Origin of the sequence: Aneurinibacillus aneurinilyticus ATCC 12856, assembly GCF_000466385.1 — a bacterium.
GTDB classification, from domain to species: Bacteria; Bacillota; Bacilli; order Aneurinibacillales; family Aneurinibacillaceae; genus Aneurinibacillus; species Aneurinibacillus aneurinilyticus.
In genome coordinates this window covers 59,260-83,165 of the sequence record NZ_KE952672.1, presented here as the reverse complement: position 1 = coordinate 83,165, position 23,906 = coordinate 59,260, and the positions used below count along the sequence as shown (strand labels likewise).

Genomic DNA, 23,906 nt, shown 5'->3' with positions numbered 1-23,906 from the left:
GCAGTCCCGCCTGGCTGAGGCAAAAAGCGGCCCCCTAAGCTTGGGTGCGGGAGACAAGCCGACGCCCGTTTGGGGCACGGTGTGGTGGCGATCCACTCTGGATCATACTGGATAATCAACACCCTTGTCCTAAAACAACAAAAGAGATATATGCACATACATATACCTCTAGCAGTCGTAATGACACTAAACTTTTCTCCTGGTTATCAGGATCTTTAAGTGTTTTTAGTTCATCAAAGGTACTTGAAAAAACTAAAAGAAGCACAAATTTGCAAAAGCAGCAATTTATGCTTCCTTTAATAAGGATCATCTCTATGCGTATGCGTACTGCTTTTTGCCCTCTAAGCCAAGCGTCCGCGCTGTTGAAGTATGAATTTCGTCGATAAGCTCTGGGTTTTCCAATAATGATACGCCAAAGGAAGGAATCATTTCTTTTATTTTTGGTTCCCACTCTTTTATATGTTGCGGGAAGCATTTTTTTATTACCTCCAGCATGACGTGAACAGCGGTAGAAGCACCCGGAGAAGCGCCGAGCAATGCTGCTATCGAGCCATCAGCGGCACTAACAACTTCTGTACCAAATTGAAGCGTTCCTTTACCGCCATCAGCAGTATCTTTGATAACTTGTACACGTTGGCCCGCTACTACTATATCCCAATCCTCGCTTTTAGCGCTCGGGATAAACTCCCGTAACTCTTCCATACGCTTTTCTTTCGATAACATAACTTGTTCGATTAGATATTTTGTCAATGAAACGTTTTTTGCCCCTGCCGCCAACATAGTTACGAGATTATCCGTTTTTACGGAAGTTAACAAATCAAATATTGAACCGGATTTTAAAAACTTTGGTGAGAAGCCGGCAAACGGTCCAAATAGCAACGATTTTTTGTTATCAATATATCTTGTGTCAAGATGCGGAACAGACATTGGAGGAGCACCAACCTTAGCTTTGCCGTATACTTTTGCATGATGCTGCGCCACAATATCCGGATTATTACACACCATAAATAATCCGCTTACTGGAAATCCTCCAATATGTCTTCCTTCAGGAATACCGGATTTTTGCAGTAAATGCAGGCTTCCTCCCCCGCCTCCGATAAAGACGAATTTTGCAGTATGGCGTTCAACGTTACCGCTATCGGCATTGCGTACTTTCAATTCCCACAAACCGTCGCTAGTACGTTTAATATCATCAACATTATGTTTGAATTTTACATCGACGTTTTTACTCTTTAAGTGGTCAAACAACATGCGCGTTAAAGCGCCAAAGTTGACATCAGTTCCAGAGTCGATTTTTGTTGCCGCTATAGGTTCATTCGATGTCCGATCTTTCATAATAAGCGGAATCCATTCCATCAGTTTTCCCGGGTCATCGGAAAATTCCATACCTTGAAACAGAGGATTGTTTGACAGCGCTTCAAAACGATTCTTTAAAAACGCTACATTTCGTTCCCCTTGTACTAAACTCATATGAGGCAATGGCATAATAAAGTCCTGCGGATTACGTATCAGATTACTATTTACAAGATAAGACCAAAACTGCATTGAAACCTGAAACTGTTCATTAATTTTTATAGCTTTGCTAATATCTATAGATCCGTCCGGTTTTTCGACGGTGTAGTTAAGCTCGCACAGTGCCGCATGCCCCGTTCCCGCATTATTCCATTCGTTAGAGCTTTCCTCTCCAGTGTTTGCGAGCTTCTCAAACACTTTAATTTCCCAGTCCGGTACTAACTCTTTCAGAAGTGTTCCCAAAGTGGCACTCATGATTCCGGCACCAATTAAGATAACGTCTGTTCTAGCATGTCTGTTGCTCATTTTTATCGTCCTTTTACCCTAAGATTTGCAGAAAGGATGTAGGCGCTCCTGTTTAGGCGCTACAGCAAGCCAGGCGCGACCTAGTCACACACCTTTTCTGGCTCAATTATAACTCTATAATAGTGTATCACTATTATTTATAGATTAAAAATATTTCTTACTATTATTATATGATAGTTATAAGCTATTTAAAAGCTAGTAAATTTCGGTGATGACATACTGTTACTGTTAAGAATATGGTTAAACAGCTTGTGTCAAGAAGCTATAATCTTGATTTTTAATTAAAATTTCAGTAATTATCCTGTATAACTGACCAAATCCTTTTCTTAGCCCACTGTGGTTACTAGTTTTTAATATTTATATATGTTTATTTAAATATTTTTAGCTAAATTCTTTGGTTTATTGGAGAAATATAACTCAGTAAAAAAACTTTTCTATTGAATTATTATCGACATTTAAGTCGACCGTCCTAAAGTCAAAGTCACAATTACATAAAATAAAACCACTCATATGTTAGTAAAAAGGCGAAGACAAGTATGTCTTCACCTTTTTAAATAATTATCTATTAACACGATTGCAGCTGACATTCTCACATATTCAATGAAGCATCGCATCTATATTGATTTTTTATAAAAGTACTCTTAAGAGCAGCGGGAATAACCGCACGCTTCGCAGTGTTTGCAGCCTTCTTCAGCTACAAGAGCGGCAGCGCCGCATTCCGGGCAAAGATCAAGACCTTCGCGGTATACATCGCCGTCTTCATCACGTTCATCTGTTTGCGGAATCAATGGCGCTTGCATTTCGCTTGCCGACGCTACCGGTGTCTCATCATCACCATCGAGATAAAATTCAATTGCTTTTGCTACCGCATCCGGAATAGAATCGACCCGATTTGCTCCGAAACCGACTGCGCCAGAACCTCCGATGCCTTTCAAATGCTTAATGAGCAGACGCGCTTTGTTTCCGTCCGGCAGCTCGCCGAAGCGAAGGAATAATGTAGATACACGACCAAGTGCTTCTGACATCGCAAATACGTCACTCCCCGCTTTGCCTACATTTACAATGACTTCAAACGGTGCACCGTCTACTTCGTTCACTGTTATGTAAGCTTTGCCTAGAGGTGTTTTCATTTTGTATGTTGCACCTTTTAAGCGAAGCGGACGGCGACGGTAATCTTTTGTTGGCGGTGTTTCGTCCAGATCGGTAGCAGGAGCGATTTTTTCCGCTTTCGCCTCCTGGCCTTTTGCCTCTTTTTTGTCTTCGTTCTTTGTAGTCAGAACCTGTACATCGCGGCTACCGTCACGGTAAATCGTGACCCCTTTGCATCCAAGATCAAAGGCAAGCTCATACAATGCTTTTGTCTCCTCAACTGAGAAATCAGCCGGTGCGTTCGCTGTTTTACTGATGGAGCTGTCTACCCATTTCTGAATCGCGCCCTGCACTCGCACATGATCTTCAGCAGACAAGTCCATTGCGCTGACAAAGTAATCCGGCAATTGTTCAGCTTCGTTTTCTTCCAGCCAGTTTTTCGCGATTGGGACATACTGTTTATCGAAGCCAAGACGGCTTTGACGATAATATTCGAACGCGTAGAAAGGCTCAATTCCTGTGCTCGTACCAACCATTGTTCCTGTCGATCCGGTAGGAGCCTGTGTAAGAACCGTTACGTTACGCATGCCGCGTTCTTTCACCGCATCACGCACTTCATCATCAAACTGCTTCATAAATCCGCTTTGCAGGAAGAGATCCGCATCGAATGCCGGGAAGCTTCCTTTTTCAGCGGCGATTTCTGTAGAAGCGAGGTATGCTTCACGCGCGATGAAATTGTATAGCTTGTCCAGGAATTCGAGTGATTCCGGGCTGCCGTAACGAATTTTAAGGTTAATCATCATCTCGGCAAGGCCCATTGTGCCGAGACCGACACGGCGCTCTTTCTTTTGGTTTGCTTCATTTTCCGGGAAGTGGTACGGGGTAGCATCAACCACGTTGTCCAGAAAACGAACGGAATGACGCACGGTTGTCGTCAGGCTTACCCAGTCTACTTCACCGTCTTTTGTGAATTTTGAAAGATTAATCGCAGATAAGTTACAAACACCCCATCCTGGGAGGCCTTGTTCCAATTTTGTTATCCTGTAAGCTTTTTATCCTACAGTTCTAACGGTTCTTTTTCCCGTTAGTTCGGCATACATTTTCACTTATCCGCTACAACATTTTTAAGAAACGCCAATATAAAGGGAGTTCAAAAATGTTGTGATTAAATAAGTGTTGCGGCCTCGTGCTCAGATTATATTCTCCATTTGGAGGTTCACCGAGTATGCTCTGCCCCTGACTACCTTTTTACAAATAGCCTTCGGTTCGGATTCCCGTCTCAGGGTTCCCGCTTTATTCCGCAATGTTTTACGTGAGGCAAACTTATGCAACTTTACCACACGGGTTCGTACAAATAATCGGATTGAAGTACCAGCTATTGGACATCTGATTGTAGTATTCCATGAAAACAACGCCCGGCTCGGCTGATTTCCATGCGGATTCGATGATCGTATGCCACATATCACGGGCGCGGATTGTTTTGTAGACGCGCACCGGCTTGCCTAGCTCCATCCATTTTTCCATGTTTCCATCCCAGATTTCATCGTATTCCGGGTCAGTCGTATCAGGAAATCTCAATTCCCAATCAAGGTCTTCCTTTACGGCTTTCATGAAGCTGTTGCTAACGCAGACGGACAGATTGGCGTTTGTAATAAGCCCCATATTTTGTTTTACGGTGATGAATTCAAGCACATCCGGGTGCCAGTCGTTCATCATAAGCATAAGTGCCAAGTTGTTACGTTGAGTCGCTACCTCAACTCTCTATGTCACCATAGAGTTCAGACCATATCTTACGCTATCGCAATGACAGCGCCCCTGCACTTCGGATTCGCTTGAATCCTACTCTACTCGCTTCCGCATCTATACCGTGCGTGCTTTCGATGGTCGTTGGACCTTCCCCATATCAAAAAAACAGACGTAGGGGCTTGGCTGCTGATTGTCTTTATCATCACATTATTTTCACGCCTTCACGCTTACCGTTTCCAGTTACGTTGTGGCTAATATGATAAGTTATGATGCAAGTACATTTTCCACTTCACTCAAGCTATGCAAAATACTATCCGGGAAGTGAACCAGTGTTGCATCGTAACGCCTCAAAAAACTCACCCCAATCATCAATGAGCCTTATTGATGATTATTCTTGAAGTGGCGCTATATTAAAGAGTTTCCAGCAATTCACAGGGTTAAGAGGCACATCTTATTTACCTCTGCGACTCCCACCTTGCTCAATTAGTCCGGTCGTATAGCTGAACAATCCACCCCACGACACAGAACCACTTGATGAACCGTTCACACCCTTTACTTGTGCACGGCGCGGACGAAGGCTCGACAAGTTAATACCGACGCCACCTCCACGGGACATAATCTCCGTCATCTGACTCAGCGTTTCCATGATACCGCCGCGGCTGTCATGCGGTGACGGGATAACATAGCAATTATACAGCGTCAGCTCGTCATTAGCTCCGGCACCTGCCGCAATCCGTCCACCCGGAACGAGCTTCCAATCCGTCAACAAGTCGCGAAATTTCTCTGTCCATTCTGTCTGCTTCTCCGGCGTTGCTTCCACAGATGCAATCGTTTTGGCCAGACGATCCCACATCTCTTCGGGTGTTGCTTCAAGTGTCCGTAAAGCTTTCTCGGCCTCAGTTGTTACGATTTCTCCGTTGCGCAATTTTACTTGAATCGTATTGCCTTCGCGTTCTTCGACCACGCCTACTTCTTTTTTCGGAAATTTAGGGTCGTCTTTCGTCAAAACGAGTACCGTATCTCCAACCTGTACATGATCCGGATTCGGATCTTTTAACGCATAACGATCGAGGAAAATTTTCTCGCTCAGTCCCTCAAGCTTTGTTTTTCCTGTCATTTCAGATGCAGTCTCCATTTTTCAACCTCCAGCTATTTGAAATATAAATTGACCATTCAGATGCGGTCTGATACATTGGATTAAGCGCCTTCTTACATCTAAACCAGCGTTTACTACTTCGTCAATATATTGTGTTTACATATAGATTCTACCACAATATATAGATTTTTTCCTGCTTTTTCTCAGAAATTTTTTTGACAAAACATATGTCCCTTCAAGGGTGTTGATTATCCAGTACGATCCAGAGTGTACGTCATCACAACCGTGCCCAAACGGGCGTCGGTTCGTCTCCCACACAGAAGCATAGAGGGCCGCTTTTTGCCTCAGCCAGGCGGGACCGCAAAACACAGGCTTCAAATCAATGAAGCATATATAAAACAAAAAAAGCGGCCAGCTCGGCCGCTCTTTATGTTTATTCCGTCTTAAAGGGCAATAGTTTCCCCTACTGCGTGACATTTCGCTTTATGTTATCGTTTGAAATTCCATTCATCGCACCCGTATTTTTCACGGGCAAGCTGTTCTGCAAGTTCCTTTTCCTCTGCCGTCAGCTCATCGTCCATCAACTCAACGCCCAACCCCTTCGCAAAGCCTTCACGGAATGATTTGCGGGCATCATCTAACGTTACAGGCATCGGACGTACCTGGTTGATTGCTACCGCTTTATCAACGAAGCTTCTTTTCAGACGCTCCCGCACCCGCTCGTTTGGATGGCGAATGATGTCAAACAGCATATCCACATCAATGTCAAGCAGAATGGAGCCATGCTGCAAAATGACCCCTTTCTGTCGCGTTTGGGCACTACCGGCCACCTTCTTGCCTTCCACGACCAATTCATAAGAAGACGGTGCATCAAAACAAGCAGCCGAAGATGGTATGGCAAACTTGGCCTGATCAGGGCTTACCATATCTGCCTGCAAGTCCAGAAGCCGAAACCCTTCCAGCAGCCCTGTGCTAATAATACGATAAGCATCTGTTACACCAGATGGCATAGCGGGATGAGATTCCGAAACAACCACACTGTACGTCAGTTCCTTATCGTGCAATACAGTTCTTCCACCTGTAGCCCGCCGAACAAAACCAAGACCGTATGCTTTTACTTTTTCTAAATCGATCTCTTTCTCCGCCTTTTGAAAGTAACCGATCGATACCGTCGATGGTTCCCACGTATAAAAGCGAACCGATGGATGCGTTTTTCCTTCACTATGTATCGCAAGTACCGCTTCATCAATCGCCATATTCATTGCCGGCGAACGAACTCCCGTATCAAGGAAACGCCATTGTTCCATATAAGACTACGCCCCTTTCTTTCCTGCTTTCTTATATTGTAGCATATTCACCTTCCGCCCTTTACTACTTAGCATCCGTAAAAAGTACCCTTACATTATAAATTGCATTCATACACACCATTTTGTATATACTATCCTTGTTTCAATTCACAAGAGAACGGGTAAAAAATATTACATGCATTTTGCGTACATTCCAAGAGTATCAAAGGAGGCGTTGCCTGATGAAAGACCTTTGTATTTATTGTGGTGAAGAGCTGGTACTCTGGGAGAGGAGCCGAAGCTATTGCTCCAGATGTCAGGAAGCTGCTGAAGTGGCATATGCTGATGACGTATATTACGCCGACGACGAAGTGCGCCATGACGAACAGTATGTAAACGATGAAAATGATGACTTCAACCATAGCTATAAATACTGACGCAAAAGAGAAAGGAGGCCGATTCCGTTCTCCTTTTTCTTATCTATCCACATAATCTTCGTCTTCTGTATAATCCTCCATCAAATCCGGATTGCCCATCACGGAAACAACCCCTGCCTCATCAAGTGCATCTTCGTATCTTTCATGCACCGGACTCTCCGTATTTACGCCAATGAATTTTCCGTTTATATCGGATAACAGAAAGCCCTCAATATCTTCGACGTACCCTACAGGCTCTTCTGACTCCACGTACATATCGTTATAGCTGAGATGAGCTTGTTCGCCAAAATCAGACGGCGTATCCGATGTTCCGTACTTTGCGACATCCTGCATTGCATCTTCTGCGTCATAAAATGTAGCGTCCCATCCGTCATAGTTATATGCACCGAATGGAGGAGCGAGAATATCTTCTTCTGCGGGACGCCGCTGCGAAACGAACTCCTCCTCCGCATGCTGTACACAGCGAAGCGTGGTCGGCAGCGCCTCCAATCGTTCATGCGGGATTTCGGCATGGCATATTTCACATTTTCCGTATGTTCCCTGCTTGATGGCTGTAAGCGCTCGCTCAATATCCCTCATTTCTTCTTCCCCATGCTCATACAGTGCGATGTCTTTTCCTCTCTCAAACGTTTCACTCCCATGATCAGCCGGGTGATTATCATAATTGGACAGCTCACCGAGCGATTCCTGTACAGAAGCTCTGGCAGTACCATATGCATCACTATCGTTAAGACGTTCCTTTATATCCACAAGCTGATTATTCAAAAGCGAACGAAAGTGAGACAATTCCTCATTCGTCAACATGCCGTATTCCCCTTTCAACCTCAAAGTACAAGCCGTATTCATACGACGCACCTGAGCATAGTATCTGCACCATTGGCGGTAAAGATGTTGGGGATTGGAGGAAGGAAAAAGGAGGAGCCTTTTGCTCCCCCTTTTTCCTTCTCATTATTCCGATTTTGTATATCGTAGCACCGGCTTACGGGCCGCCAGCACTTCATCCAAACGGCTGACTACCGTATGATGCGGTGCCTCCTGTACAATTTCTGGAGTCACTTCCGCTTCCTGTGCAATTTGAATCATCGCTTCAATAAATTCATCAAGCGTCTCTTTTGACTCAGTTTCCGTCGGCTCAATCATCAGACATTCCTCGACGATAAGCGGGAAGTAAATAGTTGGTGGGTGGTAGCCGAAATCAAGCAAGCGCTTAGCGATATCGAGCGTTCGAACCCCCTGCTTCTTCTGACGCTTTCCGGATAGAACAAATTCATGCTTACATACATAATCGAACGGCAAGTCATAATGCTTGGCGAGCTTTCTCATCATATAGTTCGCATTAAGCACCGCATTTTCCGAAACAAGGCGCAATCCCTCAGGCCCCATCGTGCGAATATACGTATAGGCACGTACGTTGATGCCAAAGTTACCATAATACGCTTTTACACGACCAATCGACTGCGGTCGGTCAAAATCAAGTCGATACATATCGTCTTCTTTAATGACCATCGGCTTGGGCAAGAATGGAAGCAATTCCTTTTTCACACCAACAGGACCGGAACCCGGACCGCCGCCGCCATGTGGTGTCGTAAATGTTTTATGCAAATTCAGGTGCACTACGTCGAAGCCCATATCTCCCGGACGCGCTTTACCGAGAATGGCGTTGGCATTCGCCCCGTCGTAATACAACAACCCTCCTGCTTCATGTACAATTTCTGCAATTTCTACAATGCCTTTCTCGAATAAGCCCAATGTATTCGGATTCGTTAGCATCAACGCCGCCGTATCCGGACCAACCACTTGGCGCAGTGCTTCTACATCAACGAATCCGTTCGCATCCGATGCCACCGTAATCGTCTCAAGCCCCGCCACGCTGGCGGAAGCTGGATTTGTACCATGTGCGGAATCTGGTACAATCACCTTCGTACGCTTCTCGCCCCGGCTCTCATGGTAGGCGCGAATCATCATTAAACCGGTCCACTCGCCCTGTGCACCAGCCGCCGACTGCAGCGTTACGGCATCCATACCTGTAATGGCGGCCAGATCTTCCTGAAGCTCATACATTAGCTGCAATGCACCCTGTACCGTCTCTTCCGGCTGATACGGATGAATACGGGCAAATCCCGGATAACGAGCTACATCTTCATTAATTTTGGGATTATACTTCATCGTACATGAACCGAGTGGATAAAAGCCTGAATCAACTCCATGGTTACGTTTGGATAACTCCGTATAATGGCGCATCAATTGCAGCTCGCTCACCTCCGGCAATTCCGCAGGTGCCTCCCGCAGGAAATCACTCGGAATAATAGACGTAACCTCGACTTCGGGAACATCGCATACAGGCAACGAATAACTTACGCGTCCCGGCTTGCTCATCTCGAAAATAAGCGCTTTGTCTTTTTGTTGCTGTTCAGCTTTCGGTATTGTATTAAGCATGACGCGCCCCCTCCAATCCTTTCACCAATCGGTCAATTTCTTCCTTCGTACGCAGCTCGGTTACTGCTATCAGCATATGCTGATTAAGTTCCGCATAATCACGAGACAGGTCAAGGCCGCCAATAATATGATCCTGCAATAGCGCTTTATTGATGTCGCCCACAGGACGCGGCGTTTTAATAACGAATTCATTAAATACAGGCGAATCGTACACAATTTCATATCCGTCCAGTTGAGCAAGCTGCTGCTTGGCATACTGTGTCTTCTGCACATTCAGAAGCGCCATTTCTTGTACACCCTGCTTGCCAAGAGCGGTCATCGACACAGCTGCGGCCAACGCATTTAGCGCTTGATTAGAGCAAATATTCGAAGACGCCTTCTCACGGCGGATATGCTGTTCACGAGCCTGCAACGTCAGCACGAAACCACGGCGTCCGCTTTCGTCCTGTGTCTGACCGACGATACGTCCCGGAATTTGCCGCATTAATTCTTTTTTCACCGCGAAATAGCCACAGTGCGGACCGCCAAATGCCATCGGGATACCGAACGGCTGAGCGTCCCCAACCACAACATCAGCACCGTATGCGCCCGGCTCTTTCAGCAAGCCCAAAGCCAATGGATTGGCGCTTACGACAAACAATCCTTTATGTTTATGAGCAATCTGCTCCACAGCCGATAAATCCTCAACCGAGCCGAAGAAGTTCGGATATTGTACAAGCACGGAAGCTGTTTGTTCATCCACCGCTGCCGCAAGTGCCGCCAGGTCAGTCAATCCGTTTTGGCAGCCAACTTCAATAACTTCAAGCCCATGCCCTTTGGCGTACGTAAGAAGTATGGAGCGCGCTTCCGGATGTACAGCGCGAGAAACAACAATTTTTTTCCGCTTTGTCTTGGCCGCCGTCATTGCTGCTGCTTCTGCCAGTGCCGTAGCACCATCGTACATGGACGAATTGGCTACATCCATACCAGTCAACTCACAAATCATCGTCTGAAATTCAAAAATGGCCTGTAATTCGCCCTGGCTAATCTCTGGTTGATATGGCGTATACGCAGTGTAAAACTCCGAACGAGAAATGACGTGGTTGACTACGCTTGGAATATAATGATCATACGTTCCTGCTCCCAGAAAGCAAGCATAATCGAGCGCATTAACATTCTCTCCTGCCATTCGCCCCATATGCCTAGTCAGGTCCGCTTCTGGAATAGCTTCCGGAATTTGTAATTCTCCTTTGAAACGAACCTTCTCCGGAATATCGGAGAACAATTCGGATATATCAGAAATACCAAGGTCAGCCAGCATGTCTTTACGGTCAGTCTTAGTCGTTGGAAGGTATCGATACTTTACTGTCACAGCCTATTCCTCCTCTTTGCTAAATGCTTCGTACTGCTCCGCTGTCATCAATTCATCCAGTTCTGCCGCATCAGCTAGCTTGATAACGACCATCCAACCCGCTCCATACGCATCTCCGTTAATTGCCTCTGGAGCTTCTTCAAGCTCTCCGTTCACTTCGACGATTTCCCCGCTTACCGGCGAATAAATATCGGACACGGCTTTTACCGACTCGACAGTACCCATGCTCTCGTTCACCTTCACTGTGGCTCCTTGTTCCGGTAATTCAATAAATACGATATCACCCAGCTGCTCCTGTGCAAACTGTGTAATACCAACACGTACGCGTTCATTATCCAATACTTCTACCCATTCATGTTCTTTGCTGTATTTAAGCTCCGCTTGTACTTGGCTCATCCTTGTTTTCTCCTCCGGTTTCCCCTATGGATTTATTTACGACCGTTTATAAAACGGTGTACGTACGACTTTTGCTTTCACATGCTTGCCACGGATTTCCACCTCGATTTCTGTACCCGGCTCACTGTATTCACGTTTGATAAGCGCAAGTCCAACGCTTTTCTTCAATGTGGGCGATTGAGTTCCTGTGGTCACTTCACCTATTTTTTCCTCTCCAACGTACACAGCATAATGCGTCCGTGGAATTCCTCGCTCCATCATCTCGATTCCGACAAGCTTGCGTGGCGCGCCGTTCTCCTTCTGCTCTTTAAGCGCATCCTGTCCGATAAATGGAACCGGCTTATCGACTTTTACAGCAAAGCCCAGACCAGCTTCAATCGGACTGATGTTTCGGCTCAACTCCTGTCCGTACAGCGGCAAACGCGCTTCAAAACGAAGTGTATCACGTGCGCCCAATCCGCATGGCAACACGTCTTCTCCTCCCGCTTCAAGGATGCTGTTCCATAAAGCAGGTGCATCCTGTGCTTGCATATAAATTTCGAATCCGTCTTCTCCGGTGTAGCCCGTACGCGATACAAGCGCGGAGATGCCGGACAATATAACATTCTGCTTAAAATGGAAGAAACGAATCTCGCTCAGGTTTGTGTCGGTTAGCTTTTGCAGCACGGTTTCTGCCAGCGGTCCCTGTACTGCCAGTTGAGCCGTTTCCTCCGAGATATTACGAAGCACCATATTGCCTTCCGCATGTTTTTGCATCCAATCGTAATCCTTCTCAATGTTCGCGGCATTAACGACTAGCAGATAATGTTCATCTCCTAGCTTATAGATAAGCAAATCGTCTATTGTACCGCCGTCTGGATAGCACATAACTGAATACTGCGCTTGACCTTCGACCAGCTTGGATGCATCATTCGTAGCTATCTTCTGTAAAAAAGCAAGCGCATCCGGTCCTTTTACTTCGATTTCACCCATATGTGATACATCAAACAACCCGGCTTTCGTACGAACGGCTTCGTGCTCCTTTTGAATACTTGAGAATTGAACAGGTAAATCCCATCCGCCAAAATCAATTGTTTTAGCTCCATGCTCTTTATATAAGGAATAGACAGGTGTTTGTTTCAAGGCAGACATTCATTCCAACCTCCCATGTTTTTTGCTTTACAGCAACAGATACGTTTTTATTGATCAAAAAAAGGACAGAAATAGGGTGTTCCCCCTATCTCTGTCCCTTGTACCTGAGAGCTACCCGCTCCTAGCCCGCATTACACACAGCCTATTGACCGGTTTCCCCTTTGGTGGCCCATCTTTTGGGCTCTCTCCAGAGTTGCGTCCCGCAGAAGTACTTTTGCCTGAGAGATTGAAAGGTGTGCTTGCTCCTTCGGCGACGCGCCAAGCGCGTTCTCTCCCTCTGCTTTCATCCGCACAATATTTTATTATTAGCAAAAATCAATATGTAATCACTTACTATCGTACCATGGATCAATCAAATTGCAATATTTTTTTCTCTTTTTTATTAACGAAAAACATCAAAAACCCTTTAACGTTTGTTTTTAAATGTAGAAAAACAAACATTTCTTGATATCAATATCCAAAAACCCAAAAAACACGAACATTAAACAAAAAATACACTATTTTTCTGTGCTTTAATCGTTCTTGCTTCCTTACAAAAACAGAGTGGAAATTTCCACCCCGTATTATTCTTTGGTCTATTTTTTATTCTGCTTCCGTTCCCACACACACGTATAAATCGGTTCGGCTTTCGTTAATATAATACTATCGCCTTCCGCCACAATTTCAATCGCACCGTAACCGAGAACTTCTTGAGCCTCCGGCGGCAGAAGCAAATTCTCCTTCTCATCGATTTGGCCAAGCAATGGTTTCTTTTCCATCGGTATGTACGCCCCCCTTATAACCCGGCAACCAGTTGCCAGGCTCTGCACTTCCCTTATTATTTCATCTCTCGCTCCCTGATTCAACACTAAAACAAATCACAACCTTTTGAATCAGTACCTAAGACTCATTTTGTTGACAAAAACAAGACAATACAGGAAAATTTATCGAGAAAATCTTATTATATAGAGTATATGAGAAAATTTACCTCAGTTTAGAAGGATGTGAAGCTGAATGCTATCCAACTGCTCTGCGTGCGGCAAATTATTCATGAAAGTTTCTAAGCCGGTCTGCCCGGATTGCGCGCGTAAGGAACTCGATACGGTTAAACGCATTCGCGACTATTTAAAACCGAAAGAAAGAAGGAACGCTCCCGTCCTTCAAGTCTCACAGGATCTTGATATTCCGGTGCGCTACATTGAATATCTTATTCGGGAGAAATATTTCGATCTTACACGTTATCCCAGCATGCAATATAAATGCAAGAACTGCAACACTCTCATCACGTTAGGTGAATACTGCAGCTCATGCGCCGAAGAATTGCGCAAAAATCTACTTTCCACCAATGAAGATGCAGGAAAAAATAACAAAGACAACAACGACCCTGATGGAAACTTCTATAAAACACGATTATAATAAGCCTCTCTTTCAGCATATATATGTACAAGTATAGAGGAGAAAATTAAGGAGCTGTTTATCACGCCCTCTATCCCTTTACTCTAAATATGTATGCTGTGGATGTGAGAAAATGAAACGAGCCATTATCGGGCGCAAGACATGGCATAATTTTTTGGTTCTTTTTCTGCTTTATATGAATCTTGTACTTTCCTTCGGGCTTATCTACTGTCTGATTGAATGGTCAGGACTTGGATTTATTCGTGATCATTATGCTTCCTATGCCCATCAGCAGCAATGGCATGATCGATTCACACGTTCTTTTTATTTTAGTGCGATTACCCTCCTATCGGTTGGATATGGGGATCTGAGTCCGTTCGGACTGGCACGCGGCGTGGCCATATTGGAGGCAATGACCGGCTATGTACTTCCAGCTGCGCTCGTTATTAGATACTTCACGTTCTCTGGTCCCGAGGGACGAAAGTTTCGCCTATCGGGATGGAGAACACCAAAAAAGTAAAAGAAGGGGGGCTGCATGCCCTCTCTTTTTTCATTTAGTAAATGTCACGCTTCTTAAAGATGGATGCCGCTCTTTTGCTACATTATTCTTCCCATCCCGTTTGTATGTATAAGTCTTTACATACTTTCTCTCTTTTTTGGTTATTCTATGAATACGAAGCATGTACGTACCCCCAATCGCTATTGCGATTAAAAGCGGGAAAACCAAAAAGGTGGATGTCAATATGACAGAAATTCCTATTACATTTCAGCGGGATTGGATCGATCATTTCAAAACAAGAGTGCAGGAAGATGGGCCTTGGCACCATCGCGAACTGTATCGCCTTGCCTGGGAGGCGACACACGCATGTGCAGTGAGTGATTTCAATGAGCTTCAGTGCTTGCGCCACCTTCCGCACTTAACTCCTCTTCCTCATCAGATCGAAACAGCACAAAAAGTCATCTGCGATATGCATGGCCGCGCCCTGCTTGCCGACGAGGTAGGCCTTGGCAAAACAATTGAAGCCGGTCTTATCCTGAAAGAATATATGGTGCGAGGTCTTGTAAAAAAAGTACTCATTCTTGTTCCTGCCTCGCTTGTCGTACAATGGGTGCGAGAGTTGAACAGTAAATTCTCCATTCCTGCGGTGGCACAGCGAAAGGAATACATGTGGACACAGTACGATATTATTGTTGCTTCCATCGATACGGCCAAACGTCCTCCACACCGTGACATCGTACTTAATCAACCGTACGATCTTGTCATTATCGATGAAGCACACAAACTTAAAAACAAGAACACGAAAAACTATCAGTTCATCCAGGAACTGAAGAAAAAATATTGTCTGTTGCTGACCGCCACACCCATCCAGAATGAATTGGATGAATTGTACAACTTAATTACATTGTTAAAGCCGGGGCATCTGGGACAGTCGGCGCAATTCCAGCAAAGCTATGTCGAAAGTAAGCGCCAGGTAAAAAATAATGAAACGCTCAAAAATGAATTGAAAAAGATAATGGTACGCAACCGGCGCTCAGACGGAAAAGTCGAGTTCACCGCCCGCCACGTCATCACAGTGCCTATTGAGCTGTCGGCAGAAGAAAGACAACTCTATGAGAGCGTAAGCCGTTTCGTGCAAGAACAGTATCATGGTGCGGAGGGAGGATACAAAAATCCCCTCGCCCTTATTACTCTACAGCGCGAAATCTGCAGCAGCCGTGATGCGGCATTTATGACACTTGTTCACATGCATAACCGCGCACCTGAGTCATCCCCACTCAGACGCAGCATCGTCGAACTCATCGAAATGCTAAAGCAAGTATCTACAAATCAAAAAGCGGAAAAGGTTATCGATATTATCAAAGAGACAGACGACAAAGTTATTATTTTCACCGAATATCGGGCTACCCAGGAGTATTTGCAGCATATTCTGGCCCAGCAGGGTATTACGTCTGTTTTGTTCCGCGGCGGGTTTAAGCGCAGTAAAAAAGATTGGATGAGCCAGTTGTTTGAACAGCGGGCGCAGGTGCTCATCGCTACCGAAGCAGGTGGCGAGGGGATTAACCTGCAATTCTGCAACCGTCTGATTAACTACGATATGCCCTGGAATCCTATGCGTGTAGAGCAACGCATAGGGCGTATACACCGTCTGGGTCAAACACGTGACGTCTACATTTATAACCTTGCGACCCAAGGTACGATTGAGGAGAAAATTCTAAATCTGCTCTACGAGAAAATTAACCTGTTCAAAATGGTTATCGGCGAGTTGGAAACTATTATCGATCGCCTTCATCTCAATAAATCTCTCGAAAAAAATATCATCGATATTCTATTGTCTTCAAGGAGCGAAGGAGAACTTACCATTAAAATGGATAATCTAAGTCAAGTCATCCAATCCGTGCAGGATAGTACAGATTCCATACAAAAAACGGCAACCGACTCATGGGAAGGGGCGGTGCTTCCATGAACCAATCTCAGGTCCGCTCCTTTCTGGAACGGTATTTCAACGCTCATCAAGCACGGTATGATGAGACGCATCCCGCTTACTTCAAAGTCGAGCTTCCGCCGGAGGTGGATAAGGATTTAGGGAATCGTCCATTCTACTGGACATATGTGGAGCGGCTTAATCTAGATCCACAGCCCATGCACATGACATTCGTATTTGATCGGAATGCTCTTCCAGACGGAATTCATGGGGAGGATATTGCTTTTGGTTCGCCGCGTCTTCAGCAATTTTTCGCATCTGCACGCCGTCATGGCCGCTACATCCGGCTGTATGAACATATTCCGTCTTCAGCATCAGATGTACAGGATGCGCTCACACCATGGCTCGGTGTTAACTATAAAGTCTCATTTATTTGTGATCGTAAAAAGGATCAACTTATTTCACTCGGAATCAACCTCATTCACGGACAGATCGAGGAGGATTTCTTCGAGACACTTAAGCGGCGCAGCATGCTTCCAGTACTGCCTGATTATGCTTATACGATGCGTCCGATTTTCAGTACTGATTCAGCCATCCAGCGCCTGGAGCTTCATGTACAAAACGCGATCGCTCAAGAAGATCGCACTTGGGCCGAAGAAGCTCGGCAACGACTTGCAGCAGAACTTGCGCAAATCGACCGATTCTACGCCGCCAAAAGCACAGTAGATAAAGATAAGGAGGAGCCGTCTTTTGAGCATAAAGAAAAACGAACAGCGGAGCTTCGATGGCAATATGAACCACGCATCGACGTGGAAATGATAAATGGCGGACTATTTTTTCTCCACCATCCTCCTACGTAGCAACTGCTATAAAAAAACCGTCCCTATATTCTTATCTGAACACGGGACGGTTTCTTTTTTATTTCTTCTTGCGCCGAATCAACATGCTAATGGCGAACGGAAGCATGCCGAACCAGCGGTACATGAACGCTTCTTTCGGCTTCTTTACTCGCTGTTCTTTCGGTGTCTCCATATATTTGACAAAACGCTGAGTTAAGTATTTGACGTATTCCTGAGAAGACATCGCATGCGCCTCCCTGTTTTGGACTGCTACTTATAGCGTATCCTTGAACAATCAATTTCAATCACCTACCACTGTGAAATCGTAAATTCTGTCAACGGCGAATATTTAATAGACAAGCCTGAACTCGCTCCACTCCGTAATTTTTCCTGTCGGTCTATTCATCACTGCCCACAATCGCGTCGAATAAAGTGACATCGCAGTTGCGCTCACCTGTATCCATACCTCATCCTTCCCGCGCGGCTCCACCAAAACTCTCATCGTTACATCTTCAATGCGGTATTCCTGTCCGATATACTCATCAGGCTCTCGGAGCATTTGTTCAGCGGTAAAGTATACACCTGCTTCAGCAATATAATGAAGCCGCATCCTTTCTTGCTCATTGCGTGAAACAGGGCGCAGCTGACCAAGAAACATAAGGACATGCAGGATAATAATAAGCATAATCTGTACGTATACAAGCACGATAAATAATGCTGCACCTCTCGAATTTGTTACATAACCACACGTTCTATTCTTTTCCCGATAAATATATTTCCTTTCCATACCGTGCCATCCTTCTCCATCTCAATATAAAACCCGCACCCCTTCTCTCCTGCTTCTATTTGGAATATACGCACATATTTTGTTAGAATAATATACCCTTCCATGCTTACCCGCCGGATAATTCTATCGCCTATCTTTTCATACGTAGCAACTAATCCGCTACCATTCTCCAAATACAATTTAGCCCCTACTTTTTTAAAATTGCTGCAACGGTGGATTTCCTCTTCCATATAGGAAAAAAAGCCCCGCATCTCCATTTCCAATATTGCTGCATCCTTGGCTCGGATAGCATGCCGCTGCACTTCCGTAAAACAGTACAGAATTGAAAGCAATACCAAACACAGAATAACGGAGGAAAGCAGCGTTTCCAGTAAAGTTATTCCTCGATTATTTCGGACCGGATTAAAGGCGTAAACCGATAACCTGAAAACCCGATTTGCCGCTCGCCTATCCATTCGCTTTCCCAAAATACCTGCACCTCACACCTTTCCACCATTTCTGTAACGTTTGCGGATATTATCTGAATACGATAACGCTTCCCTTGTATTTCTCTATCATTAGCCTCAACCGCAAGACCAGCTTTCCATCGTTCAAGCAATGAATACGCCAAGTTGTATGCGGTCGACTCTGCACTTCTCTCTGCACGTTCTCTCACGGATACGTGAAGCATCTGTTGAACTGTGAGCACGAAAATGGCGAACAGCATAAGAGCAAGAAGTGCTTCCATATAGGTAAATCCATTTTCTTTCATTTTTTCTCCCTCGTTATTCCGTACTAACCGAAAACCGTCCGCTCGCCATGTACACGGTCATCTTCTTTCTCGTACTATCCGGATATACAATAGAAATGGTGCCTGCCTGGGTGACATGCCCCAGCTCATTAAAGATAAGGGTTCCATTCCTAAAGTTATTTGTCACAGAGAAGCCAGCCGGAATCATTACTTTCTTCTTTTTCAGCTCCCACATTCGTTGTACGGTATAAAAGTCATTCTGCGGGTAAAAAACAATTCGAACTTGTCCGCGATGGCTTAGTGCTTCATTTGCGGCAAGATATATATCCGCCCCCAGCATATCGATAAATTGTTCGCCCTGCATATACCGAAACGTATGGACAACTGAAGGAAGTGCAATACAGAGCATTCCCCCCAAAATAGCGAGCACGATCAGCACCTCGATTAAGCTGAAGCCACTATGACGGACTTTCATGCTTGCTGCACTTCACATTGATTTTCTTACCATCAGCCGAGATCTCCACCGCATATGTTCCCTTGGCAGGACAAACTGGTTCCTGCCCCAAATATCCTTTATCTGACAACTCCTTGAGTGCTTCTGAGGCTGACGGATAGCTGCCTCCGTTCTCGATAGCATACGCTTCAAGCGCAGTTGCAACCATACGTTTATTTACTTCGCAACTCTGATTCTGTGCCTTAACGATGGCGCCCTTATAGGTAGGCAACGCGAGCGTTAAAAAAGTTCCGATAATCGCAATCACAATAAGCAGTTCGATAAGCGTAAATCCAGCTTCTAGGTTGCGCTTTCTATGGATATTCATATCATTTCACCTCATTCATCATCTGTAGCACAGGCATGAAAAAAGACATGACCACGATAAACACAACACCACCAACGCCAAGCAAAATCAACGGTTCGAACCAACGCATCATTCTTTCGATTCGCTGCTTACTATATGTTTCAAGCTGTTCACCATAAAATAGCAGACATTCACCAATTCTTCCGCCCTCCTCCCCTAATTCAATGTAACGAATAAGCTCCGCAGTAAAACATGAATGCTGCCGCAAAGCATCGCTCAAGGCATGACCTTGCCGCAATCTTCCTTCGATTGTGCACGCCGTTTCCCTCAAAAAAATCCAGGGGGCCTTCATTTGAAATAAGCGGCATACTTCCAGAATGGATATGCCAGCTTCCAGTAAAAGCCCTGTCTGCACGGAAAAATAGTGACTGTATTGCAGCATAATCCAATGCCGTGCAACAGGAAACTTCAGGAGAAAAGGAACCAGCCTTCGCTTTTTATGAAACACAAACATCGTACACAAGACTACGACAAACATGCTGGCTATCAGCGTGTAATACGAAGGAACAAGCAAAAAAATATTCATAAACCAGTGAGTCAATGGCGGAAGTGAAAGATTCATTGTGTCATACATCGAGGAAATATGCGGAAGAATCACATGAAGCAGGAACCAAAAGCACACAAAAGATAGAACAAGCAATAGAAGAGGATAACTAAGAATTTGATATATTTGATGCTTCCAAGCTGCCCGTCTACGGTAATAGCGGGCAGCAAAAGTAAAGCTTAAAGCATACTGACCATGTTGCTCTCCGGCTGCAACAAGGGAAAGAAACAGCGGCGGTACTCTCATTCTCTCCAGCGCTAAGGATAGGGGAGCTCCTGCTTCGAGACGTTCAAGAACACGCAGCAATTGTTTCCTCTCTCGACGGGCAAAATGATGAAGAGTTAATTGAAGGCTATCTAGCAAAGGTATTCCTGCCTCTAATAAATAGGATAGCCGCTGACTTAAGCGTGCCAATGATTCATCGGACCATCGCATCTCCCTCGACATGCATTGCATAATGACCTTGTTCAATCGATTCCGCCACCCCTTCTGTTATCTTCTTCTCCAAAAGCGAGGACAAAAAAGTAAAACCTTTCTTTTGCAAATGACGCCGGAGTGTAGTAGCAGAACAGCGATTTAAAATATAAGGGTGGAGTTCTTCTTCTATCTCCAGCACTTCATAAATGCCGACCCGTCCATGAAATCCTGTATTATGGCAAACGGAACAATCCTTCTGTCCGTAGCATTGTCGGCACCGTTTGCGAATGAGGCGCTGCGCAACTACACCGGTCAGCGCCGAATTTACCAAATATGGATCTATCCCCATATCCAGCAGACGGAGCACGGTTCCTACTGCATCAAGCGTGTGAATGGTGGAAAGCAGCAAATGCCCGGTAAGTGCGGCACGTACCGCCACTTCCGCCGTAGGCTTGTCCCGGATTTCACCGACAAGAATGACATCAGGGTCCTGACGTAATACAGCCCGCAGCCCCTCATGAAATGATAGGCCCGTGCGCGGATGAATCTGTACCTGATTAATACCTGGAATCCGATACTCAACCGGTTGTTCCAATGAAACAATATTGCGGCCATGCCGCTGTAGTTCATGAAGCATCGTATACATCGTTGTCGTCTTACCGCTGCCGGTCGGTCCCGCAATGAGAATCATCCCTTGTGATCTTGCCAACATTTTTCTTATCTCGAAAACATTCTCCCCACTCATACCGAGCGAGCCAAGTGATTGGTAGCGTGTCTCATGCGGCAGCAATCGAAGTACAATCTTTTCCCCGTAAATTGTCGGGAGGGTAGCAACGCGCACATCAATTGAGCGTTCCTCCGTTGCCTCGCCGATTTGAAAAGTAAAACCGCCGTCCTGGGGCAACCGCCTCTCCCCAATATCCATCCCGCTCATCAGTTTAATGCGCGAAACAGTAGGTGGTCCCCAGCCTTCTTCTTTCGTTTCGATTACTCGTAAATAGCCATCCAGTCGAAAACGTACAACAATTCCTTCCATCGTCGGCTCAAAGTGAATATCGCTGGCCCCTGCTTGAATTCCTTTCCGAATAAGCGCTTTTACATATCCAGTCACATCTTCAACCATTTCATCCCCTCCTTTTACAAATTATACCATATTTTTCCAAAATAACATCTATTTTCGACATTTTACGAAAAAAAAAAGACACCGCACCTGGAATGGTACGGTACCTTGTCTTATTTCTTCTATTCAATAGAATTTACGTATTCGATTAACGCCTCTCTCTCTTCTTTTGTTAAAGTTCCTACATTGCCATGTTTTCCTTCTTTATTGCGCGTTGTTAACACATCGGCTATCGTCTTGGCGCTACCATCATGAAGGTCTATTTCATTGCATTATCTACTTTATTCTATTTCACAATCAACACTGGACAACTCGCAAGCTGAGACACTTTGTGGCTAACGCTGCCAAGCATCATTTCCTTAAGTCCGCTCAGACCCCGACTACCAATAACGATTAACTGATATGAGCCTTCTTGCGCCTTCTCCACAATTTGGCGGGCCGGATCTCCCTTGGTATAAAAAGCTTCTGATTTGACACCCGCAGCTTCCGCTTTAGCTTTCGCCTGGCCTAACAATTCTTCGCCTTCTTTTTTCATCGCTTCATTAAAATCAATGTCATATTCTCTGGAAATATACGCCATCTCCCCAACCATATATGGCGGAATGGCTACTTCTTTTCCCACATGCACCAGGCTAACCTGTGCATCCTGTTCCTTTGCGATGCTTATTGCAGCCTCCAGTGCTTTATCGCCCATCTCCGAACCGTCGATTGCTACCAAAATTTTGTTAAACATTTCTTCCTCCTCCTCGCTGTAGAACTTCTCTATTGCTTCCTCACATTTTTATTTTACAGTCGTATTTTGGTACTTTCTAGCGAATTAAAAGAAAAGTTATAACAAATTCAGCACGATTGTTGTTCAATGGCTGCGTCTAAACCATATCATATGTATAGTCTACCTCTTCACAGTGTTCTGTTTGCTTGAATCTTGGCCACTTCCCTTTCCGGTAGAGCGATAGTGCAGCAGCGGCAACGACTGGATGGAATTGCGTCCCTGCACAACGGCGGATTTCCTCCATGCCTTCTTCTATCGTTTTAGGTTTATTATATGATCGAGAGGATGTCATTGCATCGAATGAGTCAGCTACATTGACGACAGCCGCAAGAAATGGAATTTCTTCTCCCTGCAAACCGTGTGGATATCCCCTTCCATCATATTTCTCGTGATGGTACAAAATAATATCTCGCACACCCTTCAGCTTTTTTAACCCGCCAATGATACGTGCTCCTTCCATTGAGTGTCCTTTCAATTCCAGCCATTCATCCTCGGTCAACTTCCCCGTTTTATTCAGGACAGCAGACGAGATGTGAATTTTCCCGATATCATGCAAAAGCGCCCCATACTTGAGAGTAAACATCTCTTCCTGGCCAAGTCCAAGCTCTTTACCGAGTGCAAGCGAATACATCTGTACACGCGTGGAATGTCCAAGCGTATAGGAATCCTTGCTGCCGATTGCCTTGGCAAGACTGGTAACCAGTTCGTCCAGTACTGTCTGCTCCTCTTTTTTTATCTGCTGAAAATGGGCAATAAGCAGATTGGCTAGTACACCGAATACAGGCAACATGAAGATATGGGATAGTACATAAACAGATGTGCCCCACTCCCCCTTATAAAAATACGTATACCCGTAATCATATGTGATAAGAATGGCAACAGCCAGCAACGAATATAGCAGCCCTACCCGCTTTTCATCATATAATCCGATCGATGCAATACCCAAATATATAAGAATCAAATAAGGACTTTCTCCCACTCCGCCGGTTACCCACATGTACCCCATAACAAAAATGAAATCGAGCACCCGGAGCCTCTGTTCATTTACAGCGAGAAACGTTTCTGCTTTTTTACCCTTCCACGTATAGATGACAATTTCAATCGCCCATCCGGTCAGTGTTAACCCCCAAAAAACAATCGGCGAAAATGTGGGATGATGCTGTACAAAAAAATAAGTTAGCGTAATTACACTCAAGGAGACAAAGCGGAGTTTGCTCTTAATATGATTCTGCATAATCCCTCACCCACTTCATC

24 protein-coding genes, 2 pseudogenes and 2 riboswitches are annotated in these 23,906 nt (G+C 45.1%); of the genes and pseudogenes, 5 read left to right on the top strand and 21 right to left on the bottom strand.

Annotated elements, in window-relative coordinates; genetic code table 11:
* Positions 1 to 312: 312 nt before the first annotated feature.
* The 5 genes and pseudogenes from HMPREF0083_RS02100 to HMPREF0083_RS02080 all read right to left on the bottom strand — a co-directional run bounded on the left by HMPREF0083_RS02100 (position 313) and on the right by HMPREF0083_RS02080 (position 7,056).
* Entirely contained in the window at positions 313 to 1,818 is a 1,506-nt protein-coding gene (locus HMPREF0083_RS02100; protein ID WP_021619305.1) for a malate:quinone oxidoreductase, read from the bottom strand.
* Positions 1,819 to 2,459: 641 nt separating this feature from the next.
* Positions 2,460 to 3,935 (bottom strand): annotated as a pseudogene (locus HMPREF0083_RS02095) (TSCPD domain-containing protein); the annotation flags it as partial.
* Between the two features lie 295 nt (positions 3,936 to 4,230).
* Positions 4,231 to 4,623 (bottom strand): hypothetical protein, encoded by a 393-nt coding sequence (locus HMPREF0083_RS02090; protein ID WP_378431668.1) that lies wholly within the window; start codon positions 4,621 to 4,623, stop codon positions 4,231 to 4,233.
* A gap of 487 nt (positions 4,624 to 5,110) precedes the next feature.
* A pseudogene (locus HMPREF0083_RS02085) lies at positions 5,111 to 5,770 on the bottom strand (ribonucleotide reductase N-terminal alpha domain-containing protein); the annotation flags it as partial.
* Between the two features lie 467 nt (positions 5,771 to 6,237).
* Positions 6,238 to 7,056, bottom strand: coding sequence for a lipoate--protein ligase family protein (locus HMPREF0083_RS02080; protein ID WP_021619300.1), 819 nt, complete (start codon positions 7,054 to 7,056; stop codon positions 6,238 to 6,240).
* 221 nt (positions 7,057 to 7,277) lie between these two features.
* Between HMPREF0083_RS02080 and HMPREF0083_RS02075 the strand changes: the two genes are divergently transcribed.
* Positions 7,278 to 7,472, top strand: coding sequence for a hypothetical protein (locus HMPREF0083_RS02075; protein ID WP_021619299.1), 195 nt, complete (start codon positions 7,278 to 7,280; stop codon positions 7,470 to 7,472).
* A 39-nt stretch (positions 7,473 to 7,511) separates the two neighbouring features.
* Here HMPREF0083_RS02075 and HMPREF0083_RS02070 read toward each other — a convergent pair whose 3' ends face one another.
* The 6 genes from HMPREF0083_RS02070 to HMPREF0083_RS02045 form a co-directional block, all read right to left on the bottom strand.
* Positions 7,512 to 8,276 carry a TraR/DksA C4-type zinc finger protein gene (locus HMPREF0083_RS02070; protein WP_040301170.1) on the bottom strand — a complete coding sequence of 255 codons (765 nt, stop codon included), beginning with the start codon at positions 8,274 to 8,276 and terminating at the stop codon, positions 7,512 to 7,514.
* A gap of 144 nt (positions 8,277 to 8,420) precedes the next feature.
* Positions 8,421 to 9,908, bottom strand: a complete 1,488-nt coding sequence (gene gcvPB / locus HMPREF0083_RS02065) for an aminomethyl-transferring glycine dehydrogenase subunit GcvPB (RefSeq protein WP_021619297.1) — start codon at positions 9,906 to 9,908, stop codon at positions 8,421 to 8,423.
* Complete coding sequence (gene gcvPA / locus HMPREF0083_RS02060; RefSeq protein WP_040301169.1) at positions 9,901 to 11,259, bottom strand: aminomethyl-transferring glycine dehydrogenase subunit GcvPA; 1,359 nt, start codon at positions 11,257 to 11,259, stop codon at positions 9,901 to 9,903. The genes gcvPB and gcvPA overlap by 8 nt, the downstream gene beginning before the upstream one ends.
* Before the next feature lie 3 nt (positions 11,260 to 11,262).
* On the bottom strand, positions 11,263 to 11,655 hold the full coding sequence (gcvH, locus tag HMPREF0083_RS02055; RefSeq protein ID WP_021619295.1) for a glycine cleavage system protein GcvH: 393 nt from the start codon (positions 11,653 to 11,655) through the stop codon (positions 11,263 to 11,265).
* A 36-nt stretch (positions 11,656 to 11,691) separates the two neighbouring features.
* On the bottom strand, positions 11,692 to 12,786 hold the full coding sequence (gcvT, locus tag HMPREF0083_RS02050) for a glycine cleavage system aminomethyltransferase GcvT (protein WP_021619294.1): 1,095 nt from the start codon (positions 12,784 to 12,786) through the stop codon (positions 11,692 to 11,694).
* Between the two features lie 89 nt (positions 12,787 to 12,875).
* Positions 12,876 to 12,979, bottom strand: a riboswitch (glycine riboswitch).
* A gap of 3 nt (positions 12,980 to 12,982) precedes the next feature.
* Positions 12,983 to 13,073, bottom strand: a riboswitch (glycine riboswitch).
* Between the two features lie 288 nt (positions 13,074 to 13,361).
* Positions 13,362 to 13,544: a hypothetical protein gene (locus HMPREF0083_RS02045; protein WP_040301167.1), complete on the bottom strand. Its 183-nt coding sequence runs from the start codon at positions 13,542 to 13,544 to the stop codon at positions 13,362 to 13,364.
* Between the two features lie 235 nt (positions 13,545 to 13,779).
* Between HMPREF0083_RS02045 and HMPREF0083_RS02040 the strand changes: the two genes are divergently transcribed.
* From HMPREF0083_RS02040 to HMPREF0083_RS02025, 4 genes are all read left to right on the top strand, one after another.
* A complete protein-coding gene (locus HMPREF0083_RS02040; protein WP_040301166.1) occupies positions 13,780 to 14,181 on the top strand; it encodes a hypothetical protein in 402 nt (133 codons plus the stop codon).
* 112 nt (positions 14,182 to 14,293) lie between these two features.
* The gene (locus HMPREF0083_RS02035) at positions 14,294 to 14,680 is read left to right on the top strand and encodes a potassium channel family protein (protein ID WP_021619291.1); all 387 of its coding nucleotides are present in this window, start codon (positions 14,294 to 14,296) and stop codon (positions 14,678 to 14,680) included.
* Between the two features lie 223 nt (positions 14,681 to 14,903).
* Complete coding sequence (locus tag HMPREF0083_RS02030; protein WP_040301165.1) at positions 14,904 to 16,625, top strand: DEAD/DEAH box helicase; 1,722 nt, start codon at positions 14,904 to 14,906, stop codon at positions 16,623 to 16,625.
* Complete coding sequence (locus tag HMPREF0083_RS02025) at positions 16,622 to 17,443, top strand: YqhG family protein (RefSeq protein ID WP_021619288.1); 822 nt, start codon at positions 16,622 to 16,624, stop codon at positions 17,441 to 17,443. Before HMPREF0083_RS02030 ends, HMPREF0083_RS02025 begins: the two co-directional genes overlap by 4 nt.
* Before the next feature lie 58 nt (positions 17,444 to 17,501).
* On the opposite strand, the gene HMPREF0083_RS26900 is transcribed toward HMPREF0083_RS02025, so the two are convergent.
* The 10 genes from HMPREF0083_RS26900 to HMPREF0083_RS01980 all read right to left on the bottom strand — a co-directional run bounded on the left by HMPREF0083_RS26900 (position 17,502) and on the right by HMPREF0083_RS01980 (position 23,886).
* Positions 17,502 to 17,666 carry a YqzE family protein gene (locus HMPREF0083_RS26900; protein ID WP_021619287.1) on the bottom strand — a complete coding sequence of 55 codons (165 nt, stop codon included), beginning with the start codon at positions 17,664 to 17,666 and terminating at the stop codon, positions 17,502 to 17,504.
* Positions 17,667 to 17,771: 105 nt separating this feature from the next.
* Positions 17,772 to 18,209 carry a pilus assembly PilX N-terminal domain-containing protein gene (locus HMPREF0083_RS02020; RefSeq protein WP_040301162.1) on the bottom strand — a complete coding sequence of 146 codons (438 nt, stop codon included), beginning with the start codon at positions 18,207 to 18,209 and terminating at the stop codon, positions 17,772 to 17,774.
* A complete protein-coding gene (locus tag HMPREF0083_RS02015; protein WP_040301161.1) occupies positions 18,158 to 18,472 on the bottom strand; it encodes a competence type IV pilus minor pilin ComGF in 315 nt (104 codons plus the stop codon). Before HMPREF0083_RS02015 ends, HMPREF0083_RS02020 begins: the two co-directional genes overlap by 52 nt.
* Before the next feature lie 113 nt (positions 18,473 to 18,585).
* Positions 18,586 to 18,960, bottom strand: a complete 375-nt coding sequence (locus HMPREF0083_RS02010) for a type IV pilus modification PilV family protein (protein WP_021619284.1) — start codon at positions 18,958 to 18,960, stop codon at positions 18,586 to 18,588.
* A gap of 13 nt (positions 18,961 to 18,973) precedes the next feature.
* On the bottom strand, positions 18,974 to 19,414 hold the full coding sequence (locus tag HMPREF0083_RS02005) for a type II secretion system protein (RefSeq protein WP_021619283.1): 441 nt from the start codon (positions 19,412 to 19,414) through the stop codon (positions 18,974 to 18,976).
* Positions 19,398 to 19,760, bottom strand: coding sequence for a competence type IV pilus major pilin ComGC (locus HMPREF0083_RS02000; RefSeq protein WP_021619282.1), 363 nt, complete (start codon positions 19,758 to 19,760; stop codon positions 19,398 to 19,400). Before HMPREF0083_RS02000 ends, HMPREF0083_RS02005 begins: the two co-directional genes overlap by 17 nt.
* A gap of 1 nt (position 19,761) precedes the next feature.
* Entirely contained in the window at positions 19,762 to 20,814 is a 1,053-nt protein-coding gene (locus HMPREF0083_RS01995; protein WP_081695961.1) for a type II secretion system F family protein, read from the bottom strand.
* Positions 20,762 to 21,883 (bottom strand): GspE/PulE family protein, encoded by a 1,122-nt coding sequence (locus HMPREF0083_RS01990; RefSeq protein WP_021619280.1) that lies wholly within the window; start codon positions 21,881 to 21,883, stop codon positions 20,762 to 20,764. Before HMPREF0083_RS01990 ends, HMPREF0083_RS01995 begins: the two co-directional genes overlap by 53 nt.
* Positions 21,884 to 22,166: 283 nt before the next feature.
* A complete protein-coding gene (locus HMPREF0083_RS01985; protein WP_021619278.1) occupies positions 22,167 to 22,613 on the bottom strand; it encodes a universal stress protein in 447 nt (148 codons plus the stop codon).
* A gap of 136 nt (positions 22,614 to 22,749) precedes the next feature.
* Positions 22,750 to 23,886 carry an HD-GYP domain-containing protein gene (locus HMPREF0083_RS01980; RefSeq protein ID WP_021619277.1) on the bottom strand — a complete coding sequence of 379 codons (1,137 nt, stop codon included), beginning with the start codon at positions 23,884 to 23,886 and terminating at the stop codon, positions 22,750 to 22,752.
* Between the last annotated feature and the right edge of the window lie 20 nt (positions 23,887 to 23,906).

Excerpts from the sequence above, each read along its gene's own strand:
- HMPREF0083_RS02020 (WP_040301162.1), bottom strand. The coding sequence starts at position 18,209 with ATGGAAAGGAAATATATTTATCGGGAAAAGAATAGAACGTGTGGTTAT.
- HMPREF0083_RS26900 (WP_021619287.1), bottom strand. The coding sequence starts at position 17,666 with ATGTCTTCTCAGGAATACGTCAAATACTTAACTCAGCGTTTTGTCAAA.
- HMPREF0083_RS02090 (WP_378431668.1), bottom strand. The coding sequence starts at position 4,623 with ATGATGAACGACTGGCACCCGGATGTGCTTGAATTCATCACCGTAAAA.
- gcvH (WP_021619295.1), bottom strand. The coding sequence starts at position 11,655 with ATGAGCCAAGTACAAGCGGAGCTTAAATACAGCAAAGAACATGAATGG.
- HMPREF0083_RS02070 (WP_040301170.1), bottom strand. The coding sequence starts at position 8,276 with ATGTTGACGAATGAGGAATTGTCTCACTTTCGTTCGCTTTTGAATAAT.
- HMPREF0083_RS01985 (WP_021619278.1), bottom strand. The coding sequence starts at position 22,613 with ATGTTTAACAAAATTTTGGTAGCAATCGACGGTTCGGAGATGGGCGAT.
- HMPREF0083_RS02010 (WP_021619284.1), bottom strand. The coding sequence starts at position 18,960 with ATGAAAGAAAATGGATTTACCTATATGGAAGCACTTCTTGCTCTTATG.
- HMPREF0083_RS02030 (WP_040301165.1), top strand. The coding sequence starts at position 14,904 with ATGACAGAAATTCCTATTACATTTCAGCGGGATTGGATCGATCATTTC.
- gcvPB (WP_021619297.1), bottom strand. The coding sequence starts at position 9,908 with ATGCTTAATACAATACCGAAAGCTGAACAGCAACAAAAAGACAAAGCG.
- HMPREF0083_RS02075 (WP_021619299.1), top strand. The coding sequence starts at position 7,278 with ATGAAAGACCTTTGTATTTATTGTGGTGAAGAGCTGGTACTCTGGGAG.
- HMPREF0083_RS02025 (WP_021619288.1), top strand. The coding sequence starts at position 16,622 with ATGAACCAATCTCAGGTCCGCTCCTTTCTGGAACGGTATTTCAACGCT.
- HMPREF0083_RS02100 (WP_021619305.1), bottom strand. The coding sequence starts at position 1,818 with ATGAGCAACAGACATGCTAGAACAGACGTTATCTTAATTGGTGCCGGA.
- HMPREF0083_RS01990 (WP_021619280.1), bottom strand. The coding sequence starts at position 21,883 with ATGGTTGAAGATGTGACTGGATATGTAAAAGCGCTTATTCGGAAAGGA.
- HMPREF0083_RS02045 (WP_040301167.1), bottom strand. The coding sequence starts at position 13,544 with ATGGAAAAGAAACCATTGCTTGGCCAAATCGATGAGAAGGAGAATTTG.
- HMPREF0083_RS02035 (WP_021619291.1), top strand. The coding sequence starts at position 14,294 with ATGAAACGAGCCATTATCGGGCGCAAGACATGGCATAATTTTTTGGTT.
- gcvT (WP_021619294.1), bottom strand. The coding sequence starts at position 12,786 with ATGTCTGCCTTGAAACAAACACCTGTCTATTCCTTATATAAAGAGCAT.
- HMPREF0083_RS02040 (WP_040301166.1), top strand. The coding sequence starts at position 13,780 with ATGCTATCCAACTGCTCTGCGTGCGGCAAATTATTCATGAAAGTTTCT.
- HMPREF0083_RS01980 (WP_021619277.1), bottom strand. The coding sequence starts at position 23,886 with ATGCAGAATCATATTAAGAGCAAACTCCGCTTTGTCTCCTTGAGTGTA.
- HMPREF0083_RS02080 (WP_021619300.1), bottom strand. The coding sequence starts at position 7,056 with ATGGAACAATGGCGTTTCCTTGATACGGGAGTTCGTTCGCCGGCAATG.
- HMPREF0083_RS02005 (WP_021619283.1), bottom strand. The coding sequence starts at position 19,414 with ATGAAAGTCCGTCATAGTGGCTTCAGCTTAATCGAGGTGCTGATCGTG.
- HMPREF0083_RS02000 (WP_021619282.1), bottom strand. The coding sequence starts at position 19,760 with ATGAATATCCATAGAAAGCGCAACCTAGAAGCTGGATTTACGCTTATC.